Raw genomic sequence first — 23906 nt, 5'->3', positions numbered from 1 at the left:
TCAGAAAAACCTGTCACTTAGAGGGAAGACGCTATTATAAAAATAAAATGATTTTTTGATTAAAACAGTTGACAATCGAATGAGAAGGTTTTAATATAAGGTTATCAATTATTCTAATGGAGGCAAAGCGTATGAATCAGTTTAATTTATTACAAGCGAATACATCATATAACGTCGTCGTCGTCGTGGTACTTTAAGTATCTATGACGAGGAGGCCTTATGGTGTTGCCCGCATAGATGGACGAAAATCTATTCGGGTGTAATATAATAAACGGTTCTTATCATGGTGGCCACCGGTAGCTGTTTTTTGTGCAGTTAGGATAAGTATCATTATTTAAAAGACCTGACTAGATTTTTAGAAATCTGGTTAGGTCTTTTTGTTGTTATTGAAACACACGTGCTTGCTTAAAAGCTTAAAAATACACAGATAAAAATTAGGAGGAACTATTATGAATATCAGAAAAGTTGGACAAACGTTACTTACAGGCTTATTATTATCGACAGCTTTATTAACAACGCAAACCACTTACGCACAAGACACAATAAAAATTGGTGGTAACTTAGAATTATCCGGTGCGGCTGCGGCTTATGGTACACCAATTGCTGAAGCATTAGAATTAGCAATTGAACAGAAGAATGATGCAGGGGGTCTACTAGACGGACAGCTCATCGAATTATTGATTACCGACAATCAATCAGACTTAACGGAAGCCGCATCAGTTGCGACTAAATTAATATCTCAAGATGTAGTAGGGATTATTGGACCAACTGCGACGGGGGTAGCCAAAGCTGCCATACCAATTATTACTGAAGGTGAGATGCCAACCATCTTAGGTGCTTCAACAGGGGATGGATTAACTTTAGCTGAGGATGGGAGTGTTTTAGAATACTTATTTAGAGTCTGTTTCGAAGATTCATTTCAAGGCCTAGCTGCAGGAGAATATGCTTCCGAAATTTTAACAGCAGATTCAGCGATCATTATAACTGATCAAGCTTTAGATTATTCACTAGGTTTGGCAGATAGTTTTACGCAAAGATTTGAAGAAAATGGTGGAAGTATCCTAAATACTCAGTCGTACACATCGGGAGATACAGATTTTTCGGCGATTCTGACAACTTTACTAGCGCAAGACTTTGATATTCTGTATATCCCTGGTTACTATACAGAAACAGGCTTAATTATTAAACAAGCACGCGAAATGGGGATTACACAACCAATCATTGGTGGAGATGGCTACCATAGTAAAACATTAATCGAGTTAGCTGGTGCTGAGAATGCAACGGATATTTACTTTACAACGCATTTTTATGAAGGAAATGATGATCCAAAAACCCAACAGTTTATCGATGATTATTCTGAAAAATTTGGTAAGCAACCTGATACTTTTGCTGCTTTAGGGTATGATGCGTCTAATCTATTGCTAGATGCGATTGAACGCGCAGGCTCTACAGACAGACAAGCCATTATAAAAGCAATTGGGGAAACGCAAGATTTCGAAGGGATTACAGGTACCTTCTCTTTTGATGAGGAACATAATCCCATTAAACCAGCTTTGATGCTTAAATTAGAAAATGGTGAAATTGTTTCAGCTGAAGAAGTTTCGGCCGAATAACGATTAGTTAAGTGATACTGTGAAAGTTTGGATCGTTTACTTTCACAGTATTTCATTTTATTGCGCAAGTAATTTCTTTATCTCAAGGTTGAAAATTAGAGACTTCTAATCTGTTTTTAATCTTTGGCTAAAAGGCTTATAGAAATAATTTGTAGCGATAAATGTCAATTTAAGGGCTTTCATGGGCAAAGTTTTTCTAAGAAATCAATGATAAGATTAAAATTTATTTAAAATAACGGTTGAATTATTAGAAAGTGTGTTATATACTTTTTTAAAGTAGGCAAAATATGGTAGGAAAGGATTTTAACTATGCAATTATTTATGCAACAACTTGTTAACGGTGTTTCGTTAGGAAGTATTTATGCTCTGATCGCACTCGGCTATACAATGGTGTATGGAACGATTCGTTTAATAAATTTTGCTCATGGCGATATTTATATGGTGGGAGCCTTTTTCGGTTATTTTCTTGTTAGTGCTTTAAACATCAATGTGTTTCTTGCAATGATTTTATCAGGAGTATTCTGTGCGATTTTAGGCGTTGTGATTGAGAAAGTGGCCTACAAGCCATTACGTAAATCAACACGTGTAGCAGCTTTAATTACTGCAATCGGAGTATCGTACTTTTTACAGAATGTGATGATTTATTTCTTAGGACCTGAGGTTCGAGCATTTCCTTCAACAATCCCAGTGATGCCATTTAAAGTGTTTGGAATTGTCATTAACATGAAGCAAGTTTTTGTTTTTGTGACGACGATTACTTTAATGATTATTTTAAATGCGATTGTCAAACATACAAAAATGGGTAAAGCCATGCGAGCTGTAGCAGTTGATTCAGAAGCAGCAGAATTAATGGGAATCGATGTGAACCGTGTGATTTCCTTTACCTTTGCTTTAGGTTCAGGCTTAGCGGGAATCGCTGGTGTACTCGTGGGTGTTTACTATAATTCAATTTCAGCTACGATGGGGACGACGCCTGGACTGAAAGCGTTCGTTGCTGCTGTTGTAGGTGGCGTGGGCAGTATACCTGGTGCAATGGTGGGTGGTTATTTAATTGGTGTGCTTGAAACCATTGTAACGTTCTTAGGTGGGTCCATGTATAAAGACGCAGCCGTTTATGCCTTACTGATTGTCATTCTTCTCATTATGCCATCAGGATTATTCGGCAAGAATGTCAAAGAGAAAGTGTAGGTGGCACAAGTGAATAGATTTCATATACGTAATATGGTGTGGATCGCAGCAGCAATTCTTGGTTTCGTAGCGCTGTATGCTTTAGTTCAAGCGGGGATTATTAATCGTTTTTATCAAATCACGCTTGTAACCATTATGATTAATATAATTTATGCTGTTGGTTTAAACCTCGTTCTAGGGGTTGCAGGACAATTCTCTTTAGGACACGCTGGTTTTATCGCGATTGGTGCTTATTCAGCAGCCATTTTGACTAAGAGTATGGAGAATAGTACGATGGGCCTATATGCTGGTATGGGTGTTGGGGTGGTTTTATCAATAATCCTTGCTTTACTTGTAGGCATTCCAACGTTACGGTTAAAAGGGGATTACCTAGCGATTGCGACACTAGGAGTGGCCGAAATCGTGCGTGTATTAATAAATAACATGCGTGATTTGACCAACGGACCTGCTGGTATCAGTGGGATCCCTCTTGTTTCCAATTGGGTAAATGTTTACATTTTAATGGTAATCACGACAATTTTTATTTTAAACTATGTTTATAGTAGTGCAGGGCGTGCAACGATGGCTATCCAACAAGATGAAATTGCTGCTGAATCAATGGGTGTTGATGTGACACGTTATAAAGTATTAGCTTTTGTATTGGGTGCCATTACCGCAAGTATTGGTGGCTCTTTACAAGCAACTTTCTTAGGAATTGTAACTCCAGGAGATTATACGTTTGAACGTTCAATCGATGTTCTAATTATTGTTGTATTCGGTGGAATTGGTAGTTTCACTGGTTCGTTTGTAGCAGCAATTTTATTAGGTTTACTAAACGTATTCTTACAAGATTATGGTCAATTACGTATGGTTATTTATGCAGTAGCGCTTGTATTAATTATGATATTCAGACCAGGTGGAATCCTTGGGACGAAAGAATTACGTTTAGGCTCATTAGTTGCTAAAGCAATCCGAAAAGATAAGGAGGCTGTTTCATGAGTTTGCTTGAAGTCAAGAATTTAACTAAAAACTTCGGCGGTTTAGCAGCCGTTTCTAATGTGTCAATTCATTTGGAAGAGAATGAATTGGTCGGTTTAATCGGACCAAACGGGGCCGGAAAAACAACTTTTTTCAACTTGTTGACAGGGGTTTACGTGCCTTCTGAAGGAACAATTGATTTATTAACTGAGAATGGCAAAGTTAATTTAAATGGGGTTAAACCGGATAAAATTAACGAATTAGGTTTAGCAAGAACTTTCCAGAATATTCGTTTATTTAAAGATCAAACGGTAATTGAAAACGTAATGGTTGCGATGCACCGTGAACAAGGAAATTCAGTTTTCTCAAGTATCTTACGTTTAGGTGCCCATTATGAAACGAATAAACGACTTTACACTAAAGCTTTAGACTTATTAAAAATCTTTAATTTAGAAGGGATTGCTGAAGAAAAAGCACGTAATTTATCTTACGGTCAACAGCGTCGTTTAGAAATCGTTCGTGCTTTAGCGACTCAACCTAAGATTTTGTTTTTAGATGAGCCGGCTGCAGGAATGAACCCTGCTGAAACAGCGGATTTAACTAATCTGATCGCTCAAATTAGAGAACAATTCGAATTGACAATTGTGTTAATTGAACACGATATGTCATTAGTTATGGAAATTTGTCAAAGAATTTATGTATTGGAATACGGGCGATTAATTGCTCATGGGAATGCTGAAGAAGTGAAGCAGAATCCTGATGTTATTCGTGCTTATTTAGGAGGTGTTGATTAATGCTGAAGGTTGAAAATTTAAAAGTAAACTACGGAATGATTAACGCTGTAAAATCTGTTAACTTTGAAGTAAACACAGGTGAAATTGTAGCTCTAATTGGAGCGAACGGGGCAGGGAAATCAACCATCTTGAGAACCATTTCGGGATTAGTTAAACCGACTGAAGGCTCGATCACTTATGGCGATCACGATTTATTAAAACTGGCTCCCAAGAAAATTGTAGAAACAGGCATTTCACATGTGCCGGAAGGACGTCATGTTTTCAAAGGGTTAACGGTTAAGGAAAATCTGGAATTAGGCGCTTTCTTACGCAATGATAAAGAGGGCATTCAAGAGGATATGTCAGCTGTTTATAAACGTTTCCCAATTCTGGAAGAGAGAAAAGGGCAAGATGCCGCAACACTCTCTGGTGGTGAGCAACAAATGTTGGCCATGGGACGTGCGTTGATGTCTAAACCGAAGCTATTGTTGTTAGATGAGCCATCTATGGGACTTGCGCCTATCTTTATTAAAGAAATCTTCAATATTATCGTCGATATTCAAAAACAAGGAACAACCGTGCTTTTAATCGAACAAAATGCTAAAATGGCATTAACGATAGCGAATCGAGGATACGTTCTGGAGACCGGTGAAATTGTATTATCAGGTACGGGTCAGGATTTACTAGAAAGTGACGACGTTCAAAAAGCATACTTAGGAGGTTAGTGAATGTATATTAAAGATTATATGTCAACGAATTTAATTACGATTACACCCGAAACAAGTGTTTTAAAAGCGAGTGACTTACTAAAGCAGCACGATATTAATCGTCTACCTGTTTTAGAAAATGGCCAATTAGTCGGCTTAATTACAAAAGACATTCTTTCTAAAAATTCTCCATCTGGAGCGACGAGTTTAAGCGCTCATGAAGTGAATTATATTTTAGAAAAAACGACGGTTAAAGACGTCATGAAGAAGCAGGTGATAACTATTGCACCAGATAGTATTGTTGAAGAGGCAGCTTCAATTATGCGCTCAAACAATATTGGTGTGTTAGTGGTCACTGAAGGTTCGAAGCTGGTCGGTATTATTACAGATAAAGACATTTTCAAAGCTTTTGTTGATGTGTCTGGTTATGATACTCCAGGATCAAGTTTAGTTGTTGAGTTAGTTGGAGACCGTAAAGGGGTCATCGAGGAAGTCGGTGATGCTTTAGTAGAAACAGACGTTAACTTGACTCATATGATTGTTTATCATCATGAAGAAAATATCCGTCTTGTACTGCATGTCTCAACAACAGATACAACTTTGCTTGAAGAGGCAATTAAAGCACGTGGCTACGAAGTGAAATCTGTCCACGAAAAAACAACCGACTAATCATTTAAAGTCCTAAACGCATATTAAAGTTGCGTTTAGGACTTTTTTTTGTTTGGAGTGGAGGGATGGTGGGAATAAACTGGATACGTTTGAAATGATATCTGCTATGTTTCGCATCATGGCGAGTTGAGCGACGATGAGAAACATGGCCCAGGATTCGTGGCGTCCTTCGCCATGATGCTTACTACTTAAAAGCTAAGAAGGAAGGCGATGACATTCAAGTCAACTAAGAATCAGCTATTGAGTAGTAAGCATGCTGAAGATAGAAGACAGCTAGTTTTGACTTTCTACACCGCAAGTAGACACGAACTAATCCAAGGAACCAAATAAAAAACGTGTTCCTTTGAGTATAAGAATCACTCGAAGAAACACGTTAATCGTATTAAATAGTTATCTTTACTTGTACTTATCTAGCAAAGCCAGTCAGCATAAGAAAATATATCAAACGTTAATAACAGTTAACCGTTGCCGCATGCACAAGTATCAAGCATTAAAGACTATAGAAGTTTCTCAATATCCTTAACCATTGATTTCGGTTCGGTTGTCGGCGGATAGCGTTTAATAACCTCACCTTCACGATTGATTAAAAATTTCGTGAAGTTCCACTTGATATCGGAATTGATTAAGCCACCTTTTTCTTGTTTCAACCATTGATATAAAGGTGAAGCAGTCGGGCCGTTCACATCAATCTTTTCGTTTAAAGGAAAGGTTACTCCGAAATTCAAACGGCAAGACTCTGTCATATCCTCATTACTGACAGGTTCTTGATTTTTGAATTGATTACTCGGGAATCCAATCACAACAAATTGGCGATCTTGATAATCTTGGTATAGTTTTTCTAAACCATCAAACTGTTTTGCAAAGCCGCATTCCGTTGCGGTATTCACAACCAAAATGACGTGGTCATTGTATTGGTTAAATGCATAAGGGTCACCATTACTTCTAATTAATGAAAAATCGGGTAAAGTCATGTCGTCTCCTTCTACCAGCAACTAAGCGGTGTTGTTTTATAGTTTGGCTATTTAATCATCTAGCGCAACATTATGATAAACTTTTTGAACATCGTCATCTTCTTCAAGCGTGTCAATCAGACGTTCGAATAAGCGTAAATCCTCACCAGTTAATGTTACTTCATTTTGTGGTAACATTTCAATTTCAGCGACTTCAAAATCACTGATATCGATGTTTTCTAATGCTTCTTTAATAGAGTGGAACTCATTTGGCTCACCATAAACGACAATCTGTTCATCTTCAGTGAAGACTTCGCGGACATCGACTTCAGCTTCCAATAAGCCCATCATAATTTCATCTGCATCGTTGCCTGCAAATACAAAGACAGCAGTCGATTCAAATAAATAGTTTACAGAACCACTTACGCCCATATTTCCACCGTTTTTTCCAAAGGCTGAACGGATATTTCCAGCGGTACGATTGACATTATTCGTTAAAGCATCAACGATAATCATGGAGCCATTTGGTCCGAAACCTTCATAACGTAACTCTTGGAATGTTTCGTCATCGCCTCCTTTGGCTTTATCGATGGCTTTTTCAATAACATGACGTGGAACGTTATAAGTTTTAGCTCGGTCCACAACGAATTTAAGTTTTTGATTTAATTCGGGATCGGGTTCACCAGATTTTGCTGCCGCATAAATTTCAATTCCAAATTTAGCGTAAATTCTTGAGGTATTCTGATCGGTTTTCGCTTTTTTTTCGCGAATGTTCATCCATTTACGTCCCATTAAGTTCACTCTTCTTTCTAAATGTCTTAGGTATATTATATACATGAAAGGGCTCATTTGTTAAGTTAGAATGTAATGAGACTGGGCTTTTCCCGCTCTAGAAGCCCAATGCCTACTTTAAAAGCGAACATTCACCAAAATAATTAATGCAACACAATATAAAAAACTCTCTCCTGGACCGAGTGGCCAAAGAGAGAGTTAATTGCTTCTTTATTATGACTCTACTTAACGATCGCCATTAAAAATACTATTACGTACAATGACATAGTCAACTTTACGAATCGCATCTAAGTCACGACCACCAGCATATGAAATAGAAGATTGTAAATCTTGTTCCATCTCAGTTAAAGTATCTGTTAATTTACCACGAGCGGCAATCATTTCGATTTTACCTTCAACGTTTTTGCGTTCACCTTTTTGATGTTCTGATGCACTACCGAAGTACTCTTTGTAAGTACGACCGTCGATTTCTCGAGTGCGACCAGGACTCTCTTCGTGAGCAGCCAATAATGATCCAATCATTACCATTGAAGCACCAAAACGAACAGATTTTGCGATATCACCGTGATGACGAATGCCACCATCAGCGATAATAGGTTTACGTGCTGCTTTTGCACAAGAACGAACAGCCGCTAATTGCCAGCCACCAGTTCCGAAACCAGTTTTTAATTTTGTGATACATACGCGACCAGGACCTACGCCAACTTTCGTAGCGTCTGCACCGGCATTTTCAAGTTCACGTACACCTTCAGGTGTACCAACATTTCCAGCAATCAAGAAAGTTTGCGGTAGCATTTCTTTAATAAAACGTACCATGTCTAGAACATCCTCAGAATGGCCATGAGCCACATCAATTGTGATATACTCAGGAATTAAATTCTCTTCAACTAATTCTCGAACGAAATTATATTCGTAGTCTTTAATACCCACACTGATTGAAGCAAACAAGCCACGCTCATGCATCATTGTAATAAATGGTTTTCTTGCCGCTTCATCGAAACGGTGCATGATATAGAAGTAATCATTTTCTGCAAACCAAACGGCCAGCTCTTCATTTATTACTGTCTGCATATTGGCAGGAACGACAGGGATTCTAAAAGTACGCGGACCAAACTGAACGGACGTATTACATTCAGAACGGCTACTAACAATCGATTTATTTGGAATCAGTTGGATATCTTCATAATCAAAAACTTCCACAAAACATTCTCCTTTATTGGCGCAAAATATTAGTTATTTTGACAATACATTATTAAATTAAGCGTTGTATAACTCTTCCACACGTTGTTGTGTTTCAGGAGTATTAATAAATTCTTCATAAGTAGTGTTGATGCGGTCTAATGAACCGTTTGGTGTTAATTCAATGACGCGGTTAACCGTTGTGTTTAGTACTTCGTAGTCATGAGAAGCAACTAACATCGCACCTTTAAACTTAACTAACCCTTCGTTAAGCGCCGTGATAGACTCTAAGTCCAAGTGGTTAGTTGGTTGGTCTAATACTAAAACGTTCGCTTTAGAAAGCATCATTTTAGATAGGATACAACGAACTTTTTCTCCCCCAGATAAGACGTTAACTTTTTTCAGTACGTCATCACCAGAGAATAACATACGGCCTAAGAAACTTCTTAAGAACGTGTTGTCACTTTCTTCTTTAGAAGCAAATTGACGTAACCAGTCAACAATGTTTAATTCCACACCGTCAAACTCGTCGCCAGAGTTACGTGGTAAGTAAGTTTGAGAAGTAGTCACTCCCCACTCATAAGTCCCACTATCTGGTTCAATTTTACCAGTGATAATATCAAAGAAGGTTGAAATTGCGATATCGTTGCGACTAGTGAAAGCCACTTTATCATCACGGTCTAGAGTAAACGTAATATTATCTAGAATTTTAACGCCATCAACTGTTTTTGAAAGACCATTGACGCTCAACAAGTCATTCCCGATTTCGCGTTCAGGCGAGAAGCCTACGAACGGGTAACGACGTGAAGATGGTTGAATATCATCCAAAGTGATTTTATCCAATGTTTTCTTACGAGAGGTTGCTTGCTTAGATTTAGAAGCATTCGCAGAGAAACGAGCGATAAAGTCTTGTAATTCTTTGATTTTCTCTTCTTTTTTTGAGTTTTGGTCAGCAGCTAATTTAGCAGCTAATTGGCTCGATTGTAACCAAAAATCATAGTTACCAGCATACAATTTAATCTTACCAAAATCGACGTCAGCCATATGCGTACAAACGTTGTTTAAGAAGTGACGGTCATGGGATACAACAATAACAGTGTTAGGGAAGTTAATAATAAACTCACTTAACCAACTAATTGCTTGAGAATCTAAACCGTTTGTCGGCTCATCTAGTAACAAGTTATCCGGCTTACCGAATAATGCTTGGGCTAGCAAAACCTTAATTTTATCTGCTTCGATTAATTCACGCATTAAACTGAAATGCATGTCCGTTGTGATGCCTAACCCTTGAAGCATGTTACTTGCTTCTGATTCTGCTTCCCAACCGCCCATTTCAGCAAAAAGACCTTCTAATTCTCCAGCGCGAAGACCATCTTCATCAGTAAAATCTTCTTTCATGTAGATAGCATCTTTTTCTTTCATAATTTCGTACAATTCCTTGTAACCCATCATGACCGTTTCAATAACAGTAGAGTCTTCGAAACCGTAGTGGTTTTGGCTTAAAACAGCCAATCTTTCGTTTGGATCCATTGAAACATTACCTGTTGAAGGTGAAATTTCTCCGGATAAAATATTTAGGAACGTTGATTTACCTGCACCATTGGCACCTATTACTCCGTAACAGTTACCTGGTGTAAACATTATATTTACATCATCAAAAAGTTTGCGGTCAGGAAACTGCAAACTTACGTTTGATACGTTTAACATTATTTATCCTCCTTGAGTGCTTATAGAAGGTGTCAAGCACTTCTGACACAAGTAATATAATAGCATAACTGAGCGGATAAAAGGACTATTTTAGGAAAAATTAGAACATTCCTAGCAAGAGGATTTTTAATGAAACGCTTACCTTGAATTAAATGACAAAAGTCAGAAGAAACGTTAGAATAGGGACAGGTTTTAGGGAACTATTTTGACCGACAGTTAATCGAATTTGTTTGAATTGACATAAGAAAGTCAATGAAATTTCACATTTATCACGTATAATTGAAAGTACATTAAGAGGGGGAAGTCACATGAACATGAAAAAAATATTATTCGTTTCGGCCAGCGCCTTAGCATTAGGAACTGTTTCAGCGAATGTAAACTATCTAGGAGATGCTTTGGGCATGGCGCAGGCAAGCATTGTTTATGCTCAAGAGTTAACTCCAGAACAGGAAGCCCAAGTTGCACAAATTAAAGATACAGTGGCAGGTTTAGAACCTGTCAACTTAGAACAATTACTAAGCGTATCGGATCAAGATTTATTAACTTACTTTAATGATGCGTCTGCAGCAAGTACAGACAGTGCCGTTATTTACAAAGCTGTCTATGATTCACTTGCAGCCAACTATCTAAATTTAGGTTTATTAACTGGAGAAAACTATGATGCTTACCGCCGTGCGGCCGAAGCAATTGTAGCAGGCTCAAGCTATTCGTTTTCTGATTTAAATACCGCTTTACCAAGCGATATTCTTGCTTGGTACCAAACAGAATTTGCGACTAACGAACAAAACGTTGAAGCGACGGTAGCAGCGATTTTACCGCAAATCACCGTAGCACGTGACGCTTATATTGAAAGACGTGACGCTCGCGAAGCAGAAGCAGCAGAAGCAGCAGAAGCACCGGAAGAAACATCATCTGAAGAAGAAACTCCAGAAGAAACGTCATCTGAAGACGTACCGGAAGAAGACAGCTCTGAAGAGGAAATTCCGTCAGAAGAAGCACCAGAAGAAACCGATTCAGAAGAAACGACACCTGATGAGGAACCGTCCTCTGAAGAAGAGCCAGAAGAATCCGACTCAACAGAAGTGCCAGTCACTGATTTAGAGTCAATGAAAGCCTCATTAGTGGAATACACATTTATCACGGAAGCAGGCTTAACTTACTTTGATGAAACAGTCTTGAACACTTACTTGCCGATTGCAGTTGAAAACAACTTTAGCGCGGAATCTGCCTTAGTGATCCAAGATCGATTAGTTAGTGAAAGACCAGACTTATTTACTGGTGAGCAAATTCAAGAAGTTGCTAACAAAGTCAGAGTAGCAGCAATCGCTGAAACACCAATGCTGCAAACACAAGCAGAAGAAATTCCAATTGAAGCTTTATTAGCTTACAATAAAGTGATTAACACAAGCGAAAATGGTGTCGAATATCTCTTTAACCGCTCAATTGAAGATTATCCAGAAGTATTTGCTGATGAAGCAGACCGCTTCCGTACAGTTTTAAATGAAGAATATCAGTTAAATGCTGATGACTTAGCAGTTGTTCCAGATGTTTCTCTGATTTGGGAAGAGTATTATACATACTTACAAGCAGGTGGCGCAGAAGACTTCCAAGAATTAGCCGCTGTCATGGAAGCTAAATATGAAGTCAGCCGTGAAGAGGAATCTAGCGAAGCCGAATCTGAATCTGAAACTGAAGAAACAGCCTTAGACGGCTTCAAAGCTGCTGTTGTTTCACAAACGGACATAACGAATGACCAATTAGCAGCCTTAGGCGACGAAACGCTACAAGCAACGATTGACACATTCGGCTTTGATATTGAAGACACGACTGAAGGCAACGCAGTTGGCTTTAGACGCATGTTGATCACTTACTACCCAGATAATTTCACAAGCGAACAAGTGAACTCAGAAGCGAACCTATTGCGGGAAACATCAGTTAACCTGACGCCAATGACAATGGATATCGCCAACCAAATTCCATCAGGAGACTTCCTAGCATGGAACCGTGAAGCGATTGACGCAGGTGGAAACGACATGACTTATCCATTCCAACGCGCAGTCGAAGAATATCCAGACCTGTTTACCGATTTAGTCATCCAAGCTAAACAAGACTTAATAGGAAACACAGCCTTAACTCAAGCCCAAGTAGACCAAATGAAATTCGTCGACTTATTATTTGCGAACTTCTCGGCTGACGCTGAAGTGGACTATGCGGCAGCAGAACAACACTTACGCGAACTGTATCCAGCAGTCTTTGAGTCAGACGCAGCATCTGAAACAAGCTCAGAAACAGGAACCGAAAGCGAATCAGATAGCACAAGCGTATCCGTATCAAAATCAACAGACGTTGAAGCAGGTGACCAACCGACCTTACCAAACACGGGTGAAACCAGCTCATGGTGGATCGGTGGCGTCGCAGTCATTCTAATCGCAGTAGCCGGCTACCTCATTTACCGCGGCCGCAAAGCAAACTAAATAAAGACACAAAAGCAGGGAACTCACTAAGAGCTTCCTGCTTTTTATTTAGGAAAAATAAGTCACTCACTTAACTAAACCAAATCCCCGCCTCAACTTTCCCGACAGTCTCCTAAGTCTCCGCTTTTTAAAGTCTCGCGACCGCTTGGAGCAAGCAAATCCACTTTTATGCGATCTGAATCTTCGAAGAAGACAGCGTAATGATTCGGCCCACCAGCAAAAGGATGGCGAGGCTCATATAAAATCCGTACGCCTCTTTCGCGTAATGATTGTGTAAAATCATCAACTTGTTGGTGCGAAGTTGCATGAAAGGCTAAATGATTTAAGCCAACGGCACGAGGATGGAAAGGTGTCTCTTTAAAAGCTTCATCTGCTTGGACAAATACCAGGTAAGTATCCCCGGACTTCCAACTTTTACCTTGATCCCAACTTTGGTAAATCTGGTAACCAAGAGCTTCCAATAACCAAGACCAGATGGTCAAGAAACACTCCAAGTTTGAAACGTATAATTGAATGTGATGAATGAGTCCGGTTGTCATAATAAAACTCCTTTCTTCTTGCATTTGAATATACCCCTTTACCGATTTATTTAATTAGTTAGAAGATTTAAAGACTTCTGACATTTAGGACATCTAACTAAACAGGAGCCTTTTGCGGACAAAGACGGACCAGAGTGATAAACTAAAGTGAGTGAAATGATTGGATTTTAGAAAAGAAAAGCATGAGCAAACAATTGGTAAAGGTAACAAAAGAAGGACATATCAGTTACTTATCTCTCGATTCTCCAGCAAATTTAAACGCAATGGGTTTAGGTATTGTGAGCGATTTACTCGCAGCTTTGATTGAAGCAGAAGCCGACCCAGGCACACAAGTGATCGTCATTAACAGTACCGGCAAATTTAGTGCGGGTGGCGATTTAGTCAGCTTGAATAAACAAGCGAAAGCACAAGACGCTGATACCTTAAAAGAACTGGTAGAGGCCGTCGCTGATGTCATCCTTTACATTAAAAAAATGACGAAAATTGTCATTAGTTCAGTTAACAGTGCCCCTGCAGGAGCAGGCTTCAGTTTGGCCTTAGCCTCTGATATGATATGATTATTGTGGCAGATAATGCAAAGTTTCTGACGACCTTCGTTAGCGTGGGCTTAGTGTCAGATGGTGGGATTTTATACTTGCTTTCCAAAGCTATCGAGAGTAGCCGCGAGCTAAAACTAAGTATCACAGGTCGTTCAGTGACAACCGACGAAGCGCTCGAACTTGGCCTCGTAGCTTACCGCGACCTAAAAGCATTGAACTATACGGCCAACTACTCAGAACTAGAAAGGTATCTTAAGGAAGAAACAGTTGCTCAAAGCCAAGCCGTGTTGTCTGACCAATTTATCGAAGGTACAGATGCTTTCATTGCCAAAAGAAAACCTAACTTTTCAAACAACTAAAAGTGGACATAGCGTTGTACAATATTTTTTAGAACACTAAGTATTCATTAAACGTTACGAAGATCCGGCTGTTTCTCTTTAAGTTGTGTGCTATCTTCTTATACGTGTCTGCTTCCAAATATTCCCAATGCTCAAGTCCATCAAATAAGAAAAGTCTCGCGATACTCACTAAATAAAGTGAACGTTGCAAGACTTTTCTATAGCTGTAATGACTCTGATAATTATTTGAAACCTAACAAACGTAGCAATTTTAGCCACCAGGAATGTGACTCAACAGCCAGCGGGGGTACCTCTGGCTTAGTGGACTGAGTAGACGACTCATCAGAAACTTGAATTACTTGATTAAGTAGTTCTGCCTCATTAGCAATTTCTTGACCGAGTTCAGCCTTTTTTAAGGCTATTTTCAATGCGTCGCTCTCCATTTGGGCACGTTTGATTAGGACATTTTGACTGTTGATGCGCTGCTGGGACTTATCAGGTTGAATATAGTCACCATTATTTTGCAAGATTTGAGCTTTTAAAGTGTCTGACAATTGCAACTCTAAATAATTAAAGATTTCTTGTTCGATTGTGTTGTCGAGAATAGGGAACTCAATTTCTACTCGTTTGGTCATATTGCGAGTCATCATGTCCGCCGATGACAAGAATAAATGATGATTGCCATTACGATGGAAGAAGTAAATTCGTGAATGTTCTAGCAAACGGGCAACGATACTTCTGACGTGAATTGTTTCTGAAATGCCTTTAATTCCAGGTTTCAAGCAACAAATACCACGCACGATTAAATCGATTTTCACACCCGCATGACTGGCTTCATACAGTTTTTTGATTAATTCTTTATCAGTCAAAGAGTTCATTTTAGCAATGATGCGACCATTACCATACTTCTTATGAAACTCAATTTCCTCCTCGATATAATCCATCAAAGAATCTCGAATCGCAAAGGGTGAGACATGTAAATGCTTATAGACAGGGCGTTCAGTGTAACCACTCAAATAATTAAAGAAATTAGTGGCATCCGCTGCAATCCCTTCATGGGTCGTAATAATCCCCATATCAGTGTACAAATTGGCCGTTTTATCATTATAGTTACCAGTTCCTAAATGAACATATTGTTGCATATGCTCCTCTTCACGCCGAGTAATCAAGGTGATTTTACTGTGGGTTTTTAAATCCGTTACCCCGTATAAAACATGACAACCCGCTTCTTCTAATTCACGCGCCCAGAAGACATTGTTTTCCTCATCGAAACGCGCCTTTAATTCGACTAGAACCGTGACTTCTTTGCCATTTTCCGCTGCCTTTTTCAAAGCCGCAATGATTGGCGAGTTTTTAGACACACGATAAAGTGTTTGTTTAATAGAAATCGTCTGGTGATCACTCGCTGCGTGTTCCACTAAAGACACAATCGGTTGGAAAGAGTCATAGGGATGGTGAAAGTATAAATCACCTTTTTTGGCTTGGGTAAATAAACTCTCACCAAGGTGGGCAGGATTTAGATAGCTGTCATAAGGTTGATACATCAACTCAGAAAATCCATCCCCGATTTCATCGCGTAAACTAAATAAGAAAGTTAAATCGAGTGGCCCTTTGATTTGATAGACATCATTAATATGTAAATCCAGTGCATTCAATAAATACTGGACTTGTTTTTCTGAAAAATCATCTAATTGGGACGTGTCCACTTCGACGCGAACTGCCATGCCGTTTTTACGTTTTTTGACATAATCTTCAATCACTTCTAGTAAATCCGATGCGCCATCTTCAATAATATCGAAGTCAGCATTACGCGTAATTCTAAAAGGGTACGTATAGCTAATCGTTTGACCTTCAAAGAGCCTTTGGATGAAATGACTGATGATATCTTCAATCATAATAATCGTTTTCTTAACGCCAGCATCGATCGTAAAGTAGCGATTTAAGAGGGCTGGAATAGGCACAATGGCCACATTGCTTTGCCCATCTTTTTCTAAGCGGACCAGAATATTCAATAACTTATTCGTTAAATGCGGGAAAGGGCGGTAAGCATCAATCCCCAAAGGTGAGAGTGTCGGCATAATTAATTGCTCAAAAATACGCGCCACTTCTGCCAATTCGTCTTGATTCAGTTGCGAGATTCGTTTAATCGTACACTGAACTTTTGGTAACATCCGTGCTAATTCTTGATAGCGCTCATACTGCCTAGCCACAATCTGATGGTTCTTTTCACTAATAGCAGAAAGCAATTCTAATGGGGACATATAAGTTTTCGTTTCTGAAATCTCAATGTTTGCTAAATATTGATCGTAGACGCCCGCTACTCTGACCATGAAAAACTCATCTAAGTTAGAACTGCCAATCGCAAGGAAATTGAGCTGCTCTAAAAAGGGGTTTTCATTATCATAAGCTTCTTCAATCACGCGCTTATTGAAATCCAACCAGCTTAACTCACGGTTAAAAAAATTAGCCGCCTGATTGAATTCGTCAACAGGCAATGGGGTCAATCTAGTTTGCTCATTAGGCTCAATGCTTCGCTGCGAGTCGAGACTCTGGTCACTCGAAGTAGGCGGCCTTTTCGATTCATTCATCATCCTAAAAACTCCTTCCAGCACATCGCAAATGATATAACTTATGCTTCTTGTGATGCAATATCACGGTAGTTGAGCGATAATTTGCCATCCAAGGCACGCTCTAAATGTTTGATATGACGATTAGTCCGATATTTTTCAGCCACAATTGGACCGTGATGTTCAATCGTTAAGGTGAAATTGCCATCCGTTTCACGGGATAGATTTAGAGTGTGAATGGGTGCCGTCTGCGAATCATTTAAAGCTTGGCAGAATTTAATCACACCACCTAATTTCTGTAATTCTATTTGAGTCGACTCACTGAACCAACCGTCAAAATCCTCAAGATACTGATTAAATAATGAGCGGTTTCGGTAACTACTCAGTAAAGCCAAACGTAAACGTTCGATATGCGAAAAGCCGAACAGATTCATGTTTGATAGTAAGTAAAAGGTATGTTGCGACTCGGCTTCTGCACTAATAAAGGAACCGAACATATACAGGTAAGTCGAAAATTCCAACATCTCTTGAGTCTGATAGGAATACTCAAACTGCTCTAAATCACACATCTGCTTGTATAAATCCAAACACGTATTGACCCTTAATTGGGCACCGTCCAAATGAATCGGGAATAAATGAATCGCTTGACGAATGGCACGCGCCTTAATTAATTCTGTATCAAGTGGCGAATTGTAAGTCGTATTAATATAACTCAAGGCAATCCCTTCACGTAGACCTTGCATCGAAATCGCGAAAGTCGAGGCCTTGACTGCGTTGAATAATTCAATAAACACTAAGTTAGCTGGGATAATAATATCCACTCGGTCCGAACTCAAGCCATCAATGTCACTCATTTTATCTAAAGAAGTTGAAGTAAATAAATCTAGCGTATACTCTAAATTATCTAAAGACAAATGATAACCATGAACCCCTGCAATTGGATAATTCGTCGCCCGCTGATGGACCAAGGTCACGTTACGCGCCGAGCCACCCACTGCTACAATAGGCAGTTTTGCTTTTTTAAGCCAAGCAAACTGCTTGAACTGCTTGCTGACAAATTTCGACAATTCCTGCATGGCTTCTTTGTCATTATGCTCCTTACCGGCAAAAAACTGCTCCTTCAAAGACACCGTCCCAAATGGGAAACTGAAGTATTCCTTCATCTGTTTGTCTTCAAATAAAGTAACCTCACAACTACCGCCACCGATATCAATCGTAATCGCATCTTTATAAGACGTTGAATGCATAATCGCATACTGGCCATAAGATGCTTCAGCCACTTCTGGCACAATCTCTATTTGCCAACCCATCCGGTCGAACACTTGAGCTAGAATATCCTCTTGATTGACTGACTGACGAATCGCCGCCGTCGCCAAAGGCTTAATCGTATCGACATGATGCTCATCCGTCACCAAACGAAAACTCTCTAAAGCGCGAACCAACTTATCAATCCCCGCTTGATCCATCATCTTCTCGCCATCCACTAATGTTAAATGTTGTGACAAACGAGCAGGCGTCTTAATATTAATCAATTCGGTTAAATAATAATCGTAATCAATCCCATAAATCACTAAACGGACCGTATTCGATCCAATATCCACAATCGCTAATTTTTCTTGATACATCACTCGCCAACTCCTCAAAGTTTCAGAATATTAGATATATTGTTTAATCGCCTCAATCGCCTCAGACGACGACGCAACCACCTTACCATTCAATTTGACTAAACCAACTGTATATAAATTGACATAACTAAATTGTGACTCAGCCAAAACCTGTAAAGCCGCCAATTTCTCAGGATGAGCCCCACCTTGCTGACGCGTATCAGAATACAAAGCCACAATCGGAATCCCAGCTTGATAAGCCACCCCAATCTCTGAAGCCACACCAGGATCAATCACCTGACCATCCAACACCGCAAACAAGACATCACTCTTAAGAATCGCCTCAGTATCCAACTTCGCAATCATCTTAGAATCCGCATACGCATTCTTATCATTAATCTCCCCTTGCTCCTGAGGCAAAAACACCTCTAAACCAGGCAACTCCTCACGCATACGCCCCGCCAACAACGCATTAAAGGCCAACTCCATCTCATTAAACAAAGATGCCGCGAAATATAACTTAGCCATCCTAAAACTCCCCTTCATCAAATCTCAATCTAATTTAATTATATCGAAGCAACCAAGCTGATACAATCACAAGCCCCTATAAAATCACAGATTTAAAAATAAGCTTCCCCAATAAAGGCGAACACCCAGTCATCAGCCCACCACATTCTTGTCTAAGGAAAGCTGCTCTGTCTGTAAAAGTAACAAGCAAAGATGGTTTCCTTATTAAAAAAACACCCAGAAATACTGAACTTCCAACGACACGTCTCTTAAAAGTACCAAGCTCTACGATTAGTTTGAATAAAAACAAGCAGAAAACGGGGGACATTAACTAGCCAGTCATGCGAGAAAGTAGGCAAGGTAAACGCTTTTCTTATTGCACAATCTATATGAATTGTCTATAATTTGAGTTCAAGCGTTAATCGCCAATGTGAGATATAGTGACTGGTGGAGAAATTTAAAATGCTTTTATTATCATTAGAATATAGGCTAATTTTTGTGAGTGAAGATTGGTTTGTTTATTAGGAGATTAAATATGATTAAAATTATGGCAGATTCAACCTGTGACTTATCTCAGGAAATTTTGGAACAGTACAATATCGGTATAGCACCTTTAAAAATTGATATTAATGGCAAGACTTACCGTGATAAAATAGACTTATCTTCAGATGAATTCTTCGAATTTCTTCCGACGTTATCGCAGTTACCAACGACCGCAATGCCAAGTCCTGAAGCGTATTTAAATATTGTTGATGATGCGATGGCAGAGGGCTATACTGAATTTTTATGCATCTGTATGTCGAGTGGCACAAGTGGTTCTTATCAGTCAGCTGTTTTAGCAAAGAATATGTTTGAAGAACAATATCCCGATTCAAATGTGAAGATTCACGTGGTTGATTCGGCGTCGATGAGTCATGGAAGTGGTTGGCTGATTTTAAAATCGGCTCAGTTGTTAGAAGAGGGCTTTACATTCGAAGCGTTAATCGATTTTAACGAAACTCACAAGAAGCGCGTCAAACATTTATTATGTGTGGACGATTTAAAAAACCTTATTAAAAGTGGACGTATCTCAAATACAGGTGCATTTGTAGGCAGTATCTTACAAGTAAAGCCTATTATGTCGATGAAACAAGGCAAGGGTGCCATCGTTGCGAAAGTTAGGGGACTTAATAAGGCTCTCAAATATTATGTTGATGAGTTTATCAGCCGTAATCAAGCAGATATGAACAATTTTATTATTATCGGCTATTCCTCTAATGTCGAAATTGCTCAGCAATTAAAAGAACGCCTTGAAACACAAGCGAATTTCAAAGGGATTATTCATATTATGCAGATGGGTGTCGCTGTTGGAACACACGTCGGCTTGGGTGGCGTATCGATGTTCTTTATGGAAAAAGCCAAAGCTTAAATATACATTAAATAGAAAAGCCGGTCCTTTGATGAATGAAATCATCAAAAGGAACCGGATTTTTTATTGTAAACTTGATAAAGCAATGGGTAAAGTGCCATCATATATGATATAAAAGAACCGGCACCCCATCTACTAAAACACCCGAAGCAAGCGAGAAAAAATTTAAAAGTGTACAATGAGAACAGAACACTTTAACAAGAAAGAGGTTTTTAGATGAAAAGTAGAGCAGCAGTAGCATTTGGACCCAATGAGCCACTGAAAATTGTGGAAATCGATGTAGCAGAACCGAAAGACAACGAAGTACTTATCAAAATGTTGTACACGTCAGTTTGTCATACTGACGCCTTCACATTATCTGGTGATGATCCAGAAGGAGTTTTCCCAGCAGTTCTCGGGCATGAAGGTGGAGGAGTTGTGCTATCCGTCGGTAAAAACGTTACATCTGTTACAGCGGGCGATCACGTGATTCCCTTGTATACGGCTGAGTGTCGCCAGTGTAAATTCTGTTTATCAGGTAAAACAAACCTATGTAGTGCAGTTCGCGAAACACAAGGGAAAGGTTTGATGCCAGATGGCACGACGCGTTTTTCTTACAAGGGCGAGCCGATTTATCATTACATGGGGACAAGTACTTTTAGTGAATACACGGTCGTGAATGAAATTAACTTAGTTAAAGTGGATGAAGAAGCACCTTTAGATAAAGTGTGTCTTTTAGGCTGTGGTGTAACGACTGGTTTAGGTGCGGTTAAAAACACAGCCAAAGTTGAAGAGGACGCGGTGACTGCGGTCTTCGGTTTAGGAGCGATTGGGTTAGCGGTTATCCAAGGACTAAAAAAAGCAAACGCAAAACGCATTATCGCGGTTGACTTAAATCCTGACAAATGGGAATTAGCGAAGAAAATGGGTGCAACTGATTTCCTTAACCCGGCTGATTTAGATCGTCCGATCCAAGAGGTAATTGTTGAAATGACAGATGGTGGAGTGGATTATAGTTTTGAATGTATTGGAAACGTTGAAGTGATGAAATCGGCTCTCGAATGTTGTCACAAGGGCTGGGGTGAAAGTATTATTCTAGGTGTTGCCGGTGCAGGTAAAGAAATTCACACGCGTCCATTCCAATTGGTAACGGGCCGTGTATGGCGCGGTTCAGCTTTTGGTGGTGTGAAAGGCCGTACAGAATTACCTGGTATGGTGGAAGACTTCATGAATGGCGAGCTTGACTTAGATTCATTCATTACACACCGCTTAGACTTTACTGAAATCAACGAAGCCTTTGATTTATTGCATAAAGGAGAGTCAATTCGTACTGTTTTAACATATGGAGGGAAATAAAATGTCTGTAGAATTAATTGAAACACATCGTTCTTTTGGTGGCGAGCTACGTAAGTACCGCCATTTTTCTAAAGCGTTGAATGTTGATATGATTTTTAGTCTATATTTACCAGAAGTAGTTCAAGACGAAGCTAAAGAACTATCATTAATTTGGTGGCTATCAGGCTTAACTTGTACCGATGACAACTTTAGTCAGAAAAGTGGCTTCCAACAATATGCTGCCAAACATGAAGTGGCAGTTGTCATTCCCGACACATCACCGCGCGGTGACAATGTTGCGGATAGTGATGCTTGGGATTTAGGAACCGGCGCTAGTTTTTATGTTGACGCTAATCAAGAACCTTGGGTAGAGCACTATCAAATGTACACTTATTTAACAGAAGAACTTCCGCAAATAGTTTACGACTTAATAGGAAACTATTCTGGTAAAGAAAGTATCATGGGGCATTCAATGGGTGGTCATGGCGCACTTGTGATTGGCTTGAAGAATCCGCAACGTTTTGAAGCCATTTCAGCTTTCGCGCCGATCTCTAATCCAAGTCAAGTGCCTTGGGGTCAAAAAGCGTTCACAGCTTATTTAGGTTCAGACGAGAGCAGCTGGAAAACTTGGGATGCGACCTATTTGATTAAAGAAGCCAAACAAGTTCCGCCAATTCTAATTACTCAAGGAGACGCAGATAATTTCTATGAAGTGCAGTTACAAGAAACAGCTTTCCTAGAAGCAGCGACAGGACACGACGTTCGCTACCAATTGGAAAAAGGTTATGACCATAGCTATTTCACGATTGCGACCTTCATTGGCGAACATATCGACTTCCACTCAAAAGCGTTGAACAAATAATAAAAACATCTTGCTAACTGATACTGTCATAGGCAAGCCCAACGGCAATCTGTAGATTTTACAGATTGCCTTTTTTTATTGCCCGCCAAGCGATGAGGATACTTTAGCTATGAAGCGATAAATCAATCTAAGGAAGATACTAATAATTGAGCCACATGCAGTAGAGCCATAACGATCATGACATAAGTGCGACGTAATTCCCATATGAGCTATCTTTAGTTAAACGATAGGGTGCCAGTTTAATCTGATTAATTTGCTCTTCACTAAATAGGGTGTCTTGTTTCACATTGTACTTTCGCTATGTTTTGCTTTGAGTCGAGCTTTTGTGTCTGTTTGCTTAAAAAATAGTGTTTTTTTAGAGATATCTAGAAAAAAGTGACCCTTTTGGCTAACTGTCCATAGTTTTTGACACTCTTTTTTAGGATGGTTCATTTTATCGAAGGGCCTTGTCACAAAAACTCTATTCTATAGAGTACACTTTATAGAATTCTAACCCCATGTGGTTGTTTCTTGACGTCTAATTAGAGGTCATTTTCTTAACGCTAAAGTCAACCTTAAATGTATTCAACGATTGATGCATCTATTGGGATTAAAAGTTGTCATCTCTCGCAAACGTTACAATTATAAGCCTCATTCTCCATCCCATGTGGCTGAAAACATACTGAACAGAGAATACCCAAAGGACTATCAGCCGATGGAAGTCCTATTAACAGATGTCACAGAGTTTAAGTACGGGACTCAAGCAAAAGTTTATCTAAGTGTCATCCTAGATTATGGCGAAAAGAAAATTGTGACATTCAAACTCTCTAAACATAATAATAATGAATTAGTTCGAGAGTCAGTCAGTCAAATTGAGGATAGAATTAAACCAACTAAAACACTCATCCATAGTAATCGTGGCTTTCAATATCCGTCACACAGCTTCAAACATTTCGCGGATGAACATCAAGTTATTCAGAGTATGTCGAGAGCGGGTAAATGTATTGATAACGGTCCAATGGAGGGTTTCTTTTGGACGCTCAAAGATGAAAGGTATCGTTTGAATGATTATGAGACTTTTGAACAGTTAGAGTCTGATATCAAAGATTATATTGACTTTTACAACACCAAGCGAGTTACACTGAGCATGGGGTTAAAGATACCAGCATAAAAAATACCATGTATGATGTCTTATCATACATGGCACAAATATTTTGTTTATTTATCTGTCTACTTGACA

At 39.3% G+C, this 23906-nt stretch carries 21 protein-coding genes; 13 read left to right on the top strand and 8 right to left on the bottom strand.

What is annotated here, in order from left to right:
• The first annotated feature begins 449 nt into the window (after positions 1-449).
• The 6 genes from ACTQ45_RS06955 (at position 450) to ACTQ45_RS06930 (ending at position 5907) form a co-directional block, all read left to right on the top strand.
• Complete coding sequence (locus ACTQ45_RS06955) at positions 450-1613, top strand: ABC transporter substrate-binding protein (RefSeq protein ID WP_441753393.1); 1164 nt, start codon at positions 450-452, stop codon at positions 1611-1613.
• Positions 1614-1922: 309 nt separating this feature from the next.
• A complete protein-coding gene (locus ACTQ45_RS06950) occupies positions 1923-2801 on the top strand; it encodes a branched-chain amino acid ABC transporter permease (protein WP_441753391.1) in 879 nt (292 codons plus the stop codon).
• A gap of 33 nt (positions 2802-2834) precedes the next feature.
• Complete coding sequence (locus ACTQ45_RS06945; RefSeq protein WP_441753479.1) at positions 2835-3779, top strand: branched-chain amino acid ABC transporter permease; 945 nt, start codon at positions 2835-2837, stop codon at positions 3777-3779.
• Positions 3776-4552, top strand: a complete 777-nt coding sequence (locus tag ACTQ45_RS06940; protein ID WP_441753390.1) for an ABC transporter ATP-binding protein — start codon at positions 3776-3778, stop codon at positions 4550-4552. Before ACTQ45_RS06945 ends, ACTQ45_RS06940 begins: the two co-directional genes overlap by 4 nt.
• Positions 4552-5256, top strand: a complete 705-nt coding sequence (locus tag ACTQ45_RS06935; RefSeq protein ID WP_441753389.1) for an ABC transporter ATP-binding protein — start codon at positions 4552-4554, stop codon at positions 5254-5256. The genes ACTQ45_RS06940 and ACTQ45_RS06935 overlap by 1 nt, the downstream gene beginning before the upstream one ends.
• 3 nt (positions 5257-5259) lie before the next feature.
• Complete coding sequence (locus ACTQ45_RS06930) at positions 5260-5907, top strand: CBS domain-containing protein (RefSeq protein ID WP_441753387.1); 648 nt, start codon at positions 5260-5262, stop codon at positions 5905-5907.
• Between the two features lie 497 nt (positions 5908-6404).
• Here the strand turns inward: ACTQ45_RS06930 and ACTQ45_RS06925 are convergent, their stop codons facing one another.
• From ACTQ45_RS06925 to ACTQ45_RS06910, 4 genes are all read right to left on the bottom strand, one after another.
• On the bottom strand, positions 6405-6878 hold the full coding sequence (locus ACTQ45_RS06925; RefSeq protein WP_441753386.1) for a glutathione peroxidase: 474 nt from the start codon (positions 6876-6878) through the stop codon (positions 6405-6407).
• Between the two features lie 51 nt (positions 6879-6929).
• Positions 6930-7649: a YebC/PmpR family DNA-binding transcriptional regulator gene (locus ACTQ45_RS06920; RefSeq protein WP_441753384.1), complete on the bottom strand. Its 720-nt coding sequence runs from the start codon at positions 7647-7649 to the stop codon at positions 6930-6932.
• Between the two features lie 225 nt (positions 7650-7874).
• The gene (gene guaC / locus ACTQ45_RS06915) at positions 7875-8849 is read right to left on the bottom strand and encodes a GMP reductase (RefSeq protein ID WP_441753382.1); all 975 of its coding nucleotides are present in this window, start codon (positions 8847-8849) and stop codon (positions 7875-7877) included.
• A 57-nt stretch (positions 8850-8906) separates the two neighbouring features.
• A complete protein-coding gene (locus ACTQ45_RS06910; RefSeq protein ID WP_441753381.1) occupies positions 8907-10535 on the bottom strand; it encodes an ABC-F family ATP-binding cassette domain-containing protein in 1629 nt (542 codons plus the stop codon).
• 314 nt (positions 10536-10849) lie between these two features.
• Between ACTQ45_RS06910 and ACTQ45_RS06905 the strand changes: the two genes are divergently transcribed.
• Entirely contained in the window at positions 10850-13009 is a 2160-nt protein-coding gene (locus ACTQ45_RS06905) for an LPXTG cell wall anchor domain-containing protein (RefSeq protein WP_441763321.1), read from the top strand.
• A 92-nt stretch (positions 13010-13101) separates the two neighbouring features.
• Here ACTQ45_RS06905 and ACTQ45_RS06900 read toward each other — a convergent pair whose 3' ends face one another.
• Entirely contained in the window at positions 13102-13572 is a 471-nt protein-coding gene (locus ACTQ45_RS06900; protein WP_441753377.1) for a VOC family protein, read from the bottom strand.
• A 158-nt stretch (positions 13573-13730) separates the two neighbouring features.
• Here ACTQ45_RS06900 and ACTQ45_RS06895 point away from each other — a divergent pair, with 158 nt between their 5' ends.
• Together ACTQ45_RS06895 and ACTQ45_RS06890 are read left to right on the top strand one after the other, a co-directional pair.
• Positions 13731-14105 (top strand): enoyl-CoA hydratase/isomerase family protein, encoded by a 375-nt coding sequence (locus ACTQ45_RS06895; RefSeq protein ID WP_441763320.1) that lies wholly within the window; start codon positions 13731-13733, stop codon positions 14103-14105.
• Positions 14102-14446 carry an enoyl-CoA hydratase-related protein gene (locus ACTQ45_RS06890; RefSeq protein WP_441763319.1) on the top strand — a complete coding sequence of 115 codons (345 nt, stop codon included), beginning with the start codon at positions 14102-14104 and terminating at the stop codon, positions 14444-14446. The genes ACTQ45_RS06895 and ACTQ45_RS06890 overlap by 4 nt, the downstream gene beginning before the upstream one ends.
• A gap of 221 nt (positions 14447-14667) precedes the next feature.
• Here ACTQ45_RS06890 and ACTQ45_RS06885 read toward each other — a convergent pair whose 3' ends face one another.
• The 3 genes from ACTQ45_RS06885 to ACTQ45_RS06875 are packed head-to-tail and all read right to left on the bottom strand — an operon-like array spanning position 14668 to position 19124.
• A complete protein-coding gene (locus ACTQ45_RS06885; RefSeq protein ID WP_441753373.1) occupies positions 14668-17016 on the bottom strand; it encodes an RNA degradosome polyphosphate kinase in 2349 nt (782 codons plus the stop codon).
• 38 nt (positions 17017-17054) lie between these two features.
• Complete coding sequence (locus ACTQ45_RS06880; RefSeq protein ID WP_441763339.1) at positions 17055-18617, bottom strand: Ppx/GppA phosphatase family protein; 1563 nt, start codon at positions 18615-18617, stop codon at positions 17055-17057.
• Positions 18618-18647: 30 nt separating this feature from the next.
• Positions 18648-19124: a nucleoside 2-deoxyribosyltransferase gene (locus tag ACTQ45_RS06875; RefSeq protein ID WP_441763318.1), complete on the bottom strand. Its 477-nt coding sequence runs from the start codon at positions 19122-19124 to the stop codon at positions 18648-18650.
• Between the two features lie 514 nt (positions 19125-19638).
• Between ACTQ45_RS06875 and ACTQ45_RS06870 the strand changes: the two genes are divergently transcribed.
• The 4 genes from ACTQ45_RS06870 (at position 19639) to ACTQ45_RS06855 (ending at position 23837) form a co-directional block, all read left to right on the top strand.
• Positions 19639-20511, top strand: a complete 873-nt coding sequence (locus ACTQ45_RS06870; protein WP_441763317.1) for a DegV family protein — start codon at positions 19639-19641, stop codon at positions 20509-20511.
• A gap of 216 nt (positions 20512-20727) precedes the next feature.
• The gene (locus ACTQ45_RS06865; RefSeq protein ID WP_441763316.1) at positions 20728-21846 is read left to right on the top strand and encodes an S-(hydroxymethyl)glutathione dehydrogenase/class III alcohol dehydrogenase; all 1119 of its coding nucleotides are present in this window, start codon (positions 20728-20730) and stop codon (positions 21844-21846) included.
• Position 21847: 1 nt separating this feature from the next.
• Positions 21848-22687: an S-formylglutathione hydrolase gene (gene fghA, locus ACTQ45_RS06860; RefSeq protein ID WP_441763315.1), complete on the top strand. Its 840-nt coding sequence runs from the start codon at positions 21848-21850 to the stop codon at positions 22685-22687.
• A gap of 520 nt (positions 22688-23207) precedes the next feature.
• A complete protein-coding gene (locus tag ACTQ45_RS06855) occupies positions 23208-23837 on the top strand; it encodes an IS3 family transposase (RefSeq protein ID WP_441763338.1) in 630 nt (209 codons plus the stop codon).
• Positions 23838-23906: the final 69 nt, after the last annotated feature.

This window comes from Fundicoccus sp. Sow4_D5, assembly GCF_052116365.1.
Classification (GTDB): domain Bacteria; phylum Bacillota; class Bacilli; order Lactobacillales; family Aerococcaceae; genus Fundicoccus.
The sequence above is the reverse complement of the archived record's forward strand: the minus strand, read 5'-3'. Positions and strand labels throughout refer to the sequence as shown.

Coding starts and splice junctions, on each gene's coding strand:
- ACTQ45_RS06945 (WP_441753479.1), top strand. CDS start 2,835: ATGGTGTGGATCGCAGCAGCAATTCTTGGTTTCGTAGCGCTGTATGCT.
- fghA (WP_441763315.1), top strand. CDS start 21,848: ATGTCTGTAGAATTAATTGAAACACATCGTTCTTTTGGTGGCGAGCTA.
- ACTQ45_RS06910 (WP_441753381.1), bottom strand. CDS start 10,535: ATGTTAAACGTATCAAACGTAAGTTTGCAGTTTCCTGACCGCAAACTT.
- ACTQ45_RS06880 (WP_441763339.1), bottom strand. CDS start 18,617: ATGTATCAAGAAAAATTAGCGATTGTGGATATTGGATCGAATACGGTC.
- ACTQ45_RS06950 (WP_441753391.1), top strand. CDS start 1,923: ATGCAATTATTTATGCAACAACTTGTTAACGGTGTTTCGTTAGGAAGT.
- ACTQ45_RS06935 (WP_441753389.1), top strand. CDS start 4,552: ATGCTGAAGGTTGAAAATTTAAAAGTAAACTACGGAATGATTAACGCT.
- ACTQ45_RS06940 (WP_441753390.1), top strand. CDS start 3,776: ATGAGTTTGCTTGAAGTCAAGAATTTAACTAAAAACTTCGGCGGTTTA.
- ACTQ45_RS06875 (WP_441763318.1), bottom strand. CDS start 19,124: ATGGCTAAGTTATATTTCGCGGCATCTTTGTTTAATGAGATGGAGTTG.
- ACTQ45_RS06925 (WP_441753386.1), bottom strand. CDS start 6,878: ATGACTTTACCCGATTTTTCATTAATTAGAAGTAATGGTGACCCTTAT.
- ACTQ45_RS06930 (WP_441753387.1), top strand. CDS start 5,260: ATGTATATTAAAGATTATATGTCAACGAATTTAATTACGATTACACCC.
- ACTQ45_RS06900 (WP_441753377.1), bottom strand. CDS start 13,572: ATGCAAGAAGAAAGGAGTTTTATTATGACAACCGGACTCATTCATCAC.
- ACTQ45_RS06905 (WP_441763321.1), top strand. CDS start 10,850: ATGAAAAAAATATTATTCGTTTCGGCCAGCGCCTTAGCATTAGGAACT.
- ACTQ45_RS06865 (WP_441763316.1), top strand. CDS start 20,728: ATGAAAAGTAGAGCAGCAGTAGCATTTGGACCCAATGAGCCACTGAAA.
- ACTQ45_RS06955 (WP_441753393.1), top strand. CDS start 450: ATGAATATCAGAAAAGTTGGACAAACGTTACTTACAGGCTTATTATTA.
- ACTQ45_RS06885 (WP_441753373.1), bottom strand. CDS start 17,016: ATGATGAATGAATCGAAAAGGCCGCCTACTTCGAGTGACCAGAGTCTC.
- ACTQ45_RS06870 (WP_441763317.1), top strand. CDS start 19,639: ATGATTAAAATTATGGCAGATTCAACCTGTGACTTATCTCAGGAAATT.
- ACTQ45_RS06895 (WP_441763320.1), top strand. CDS start 13,731: ATGAGCAAACAATTGGTAAAGGTAACAAAAGAAGGACATATCAGTTAC.
- ACTQ45_RS06890 (WP_441763319.1), top strand. CDS start 14,102: ATGATTATTGTGGCAGATAATGCAAAGTTTCTGACGACCTTCGTTAGC.
- ACTQ45_RS06920 (WP_441753384.1), bottom strand. CDS start 7,649: ATGGGACGTAAATGGATGAACATTCGCGAAAAAAAAGCGAAAACCGAT.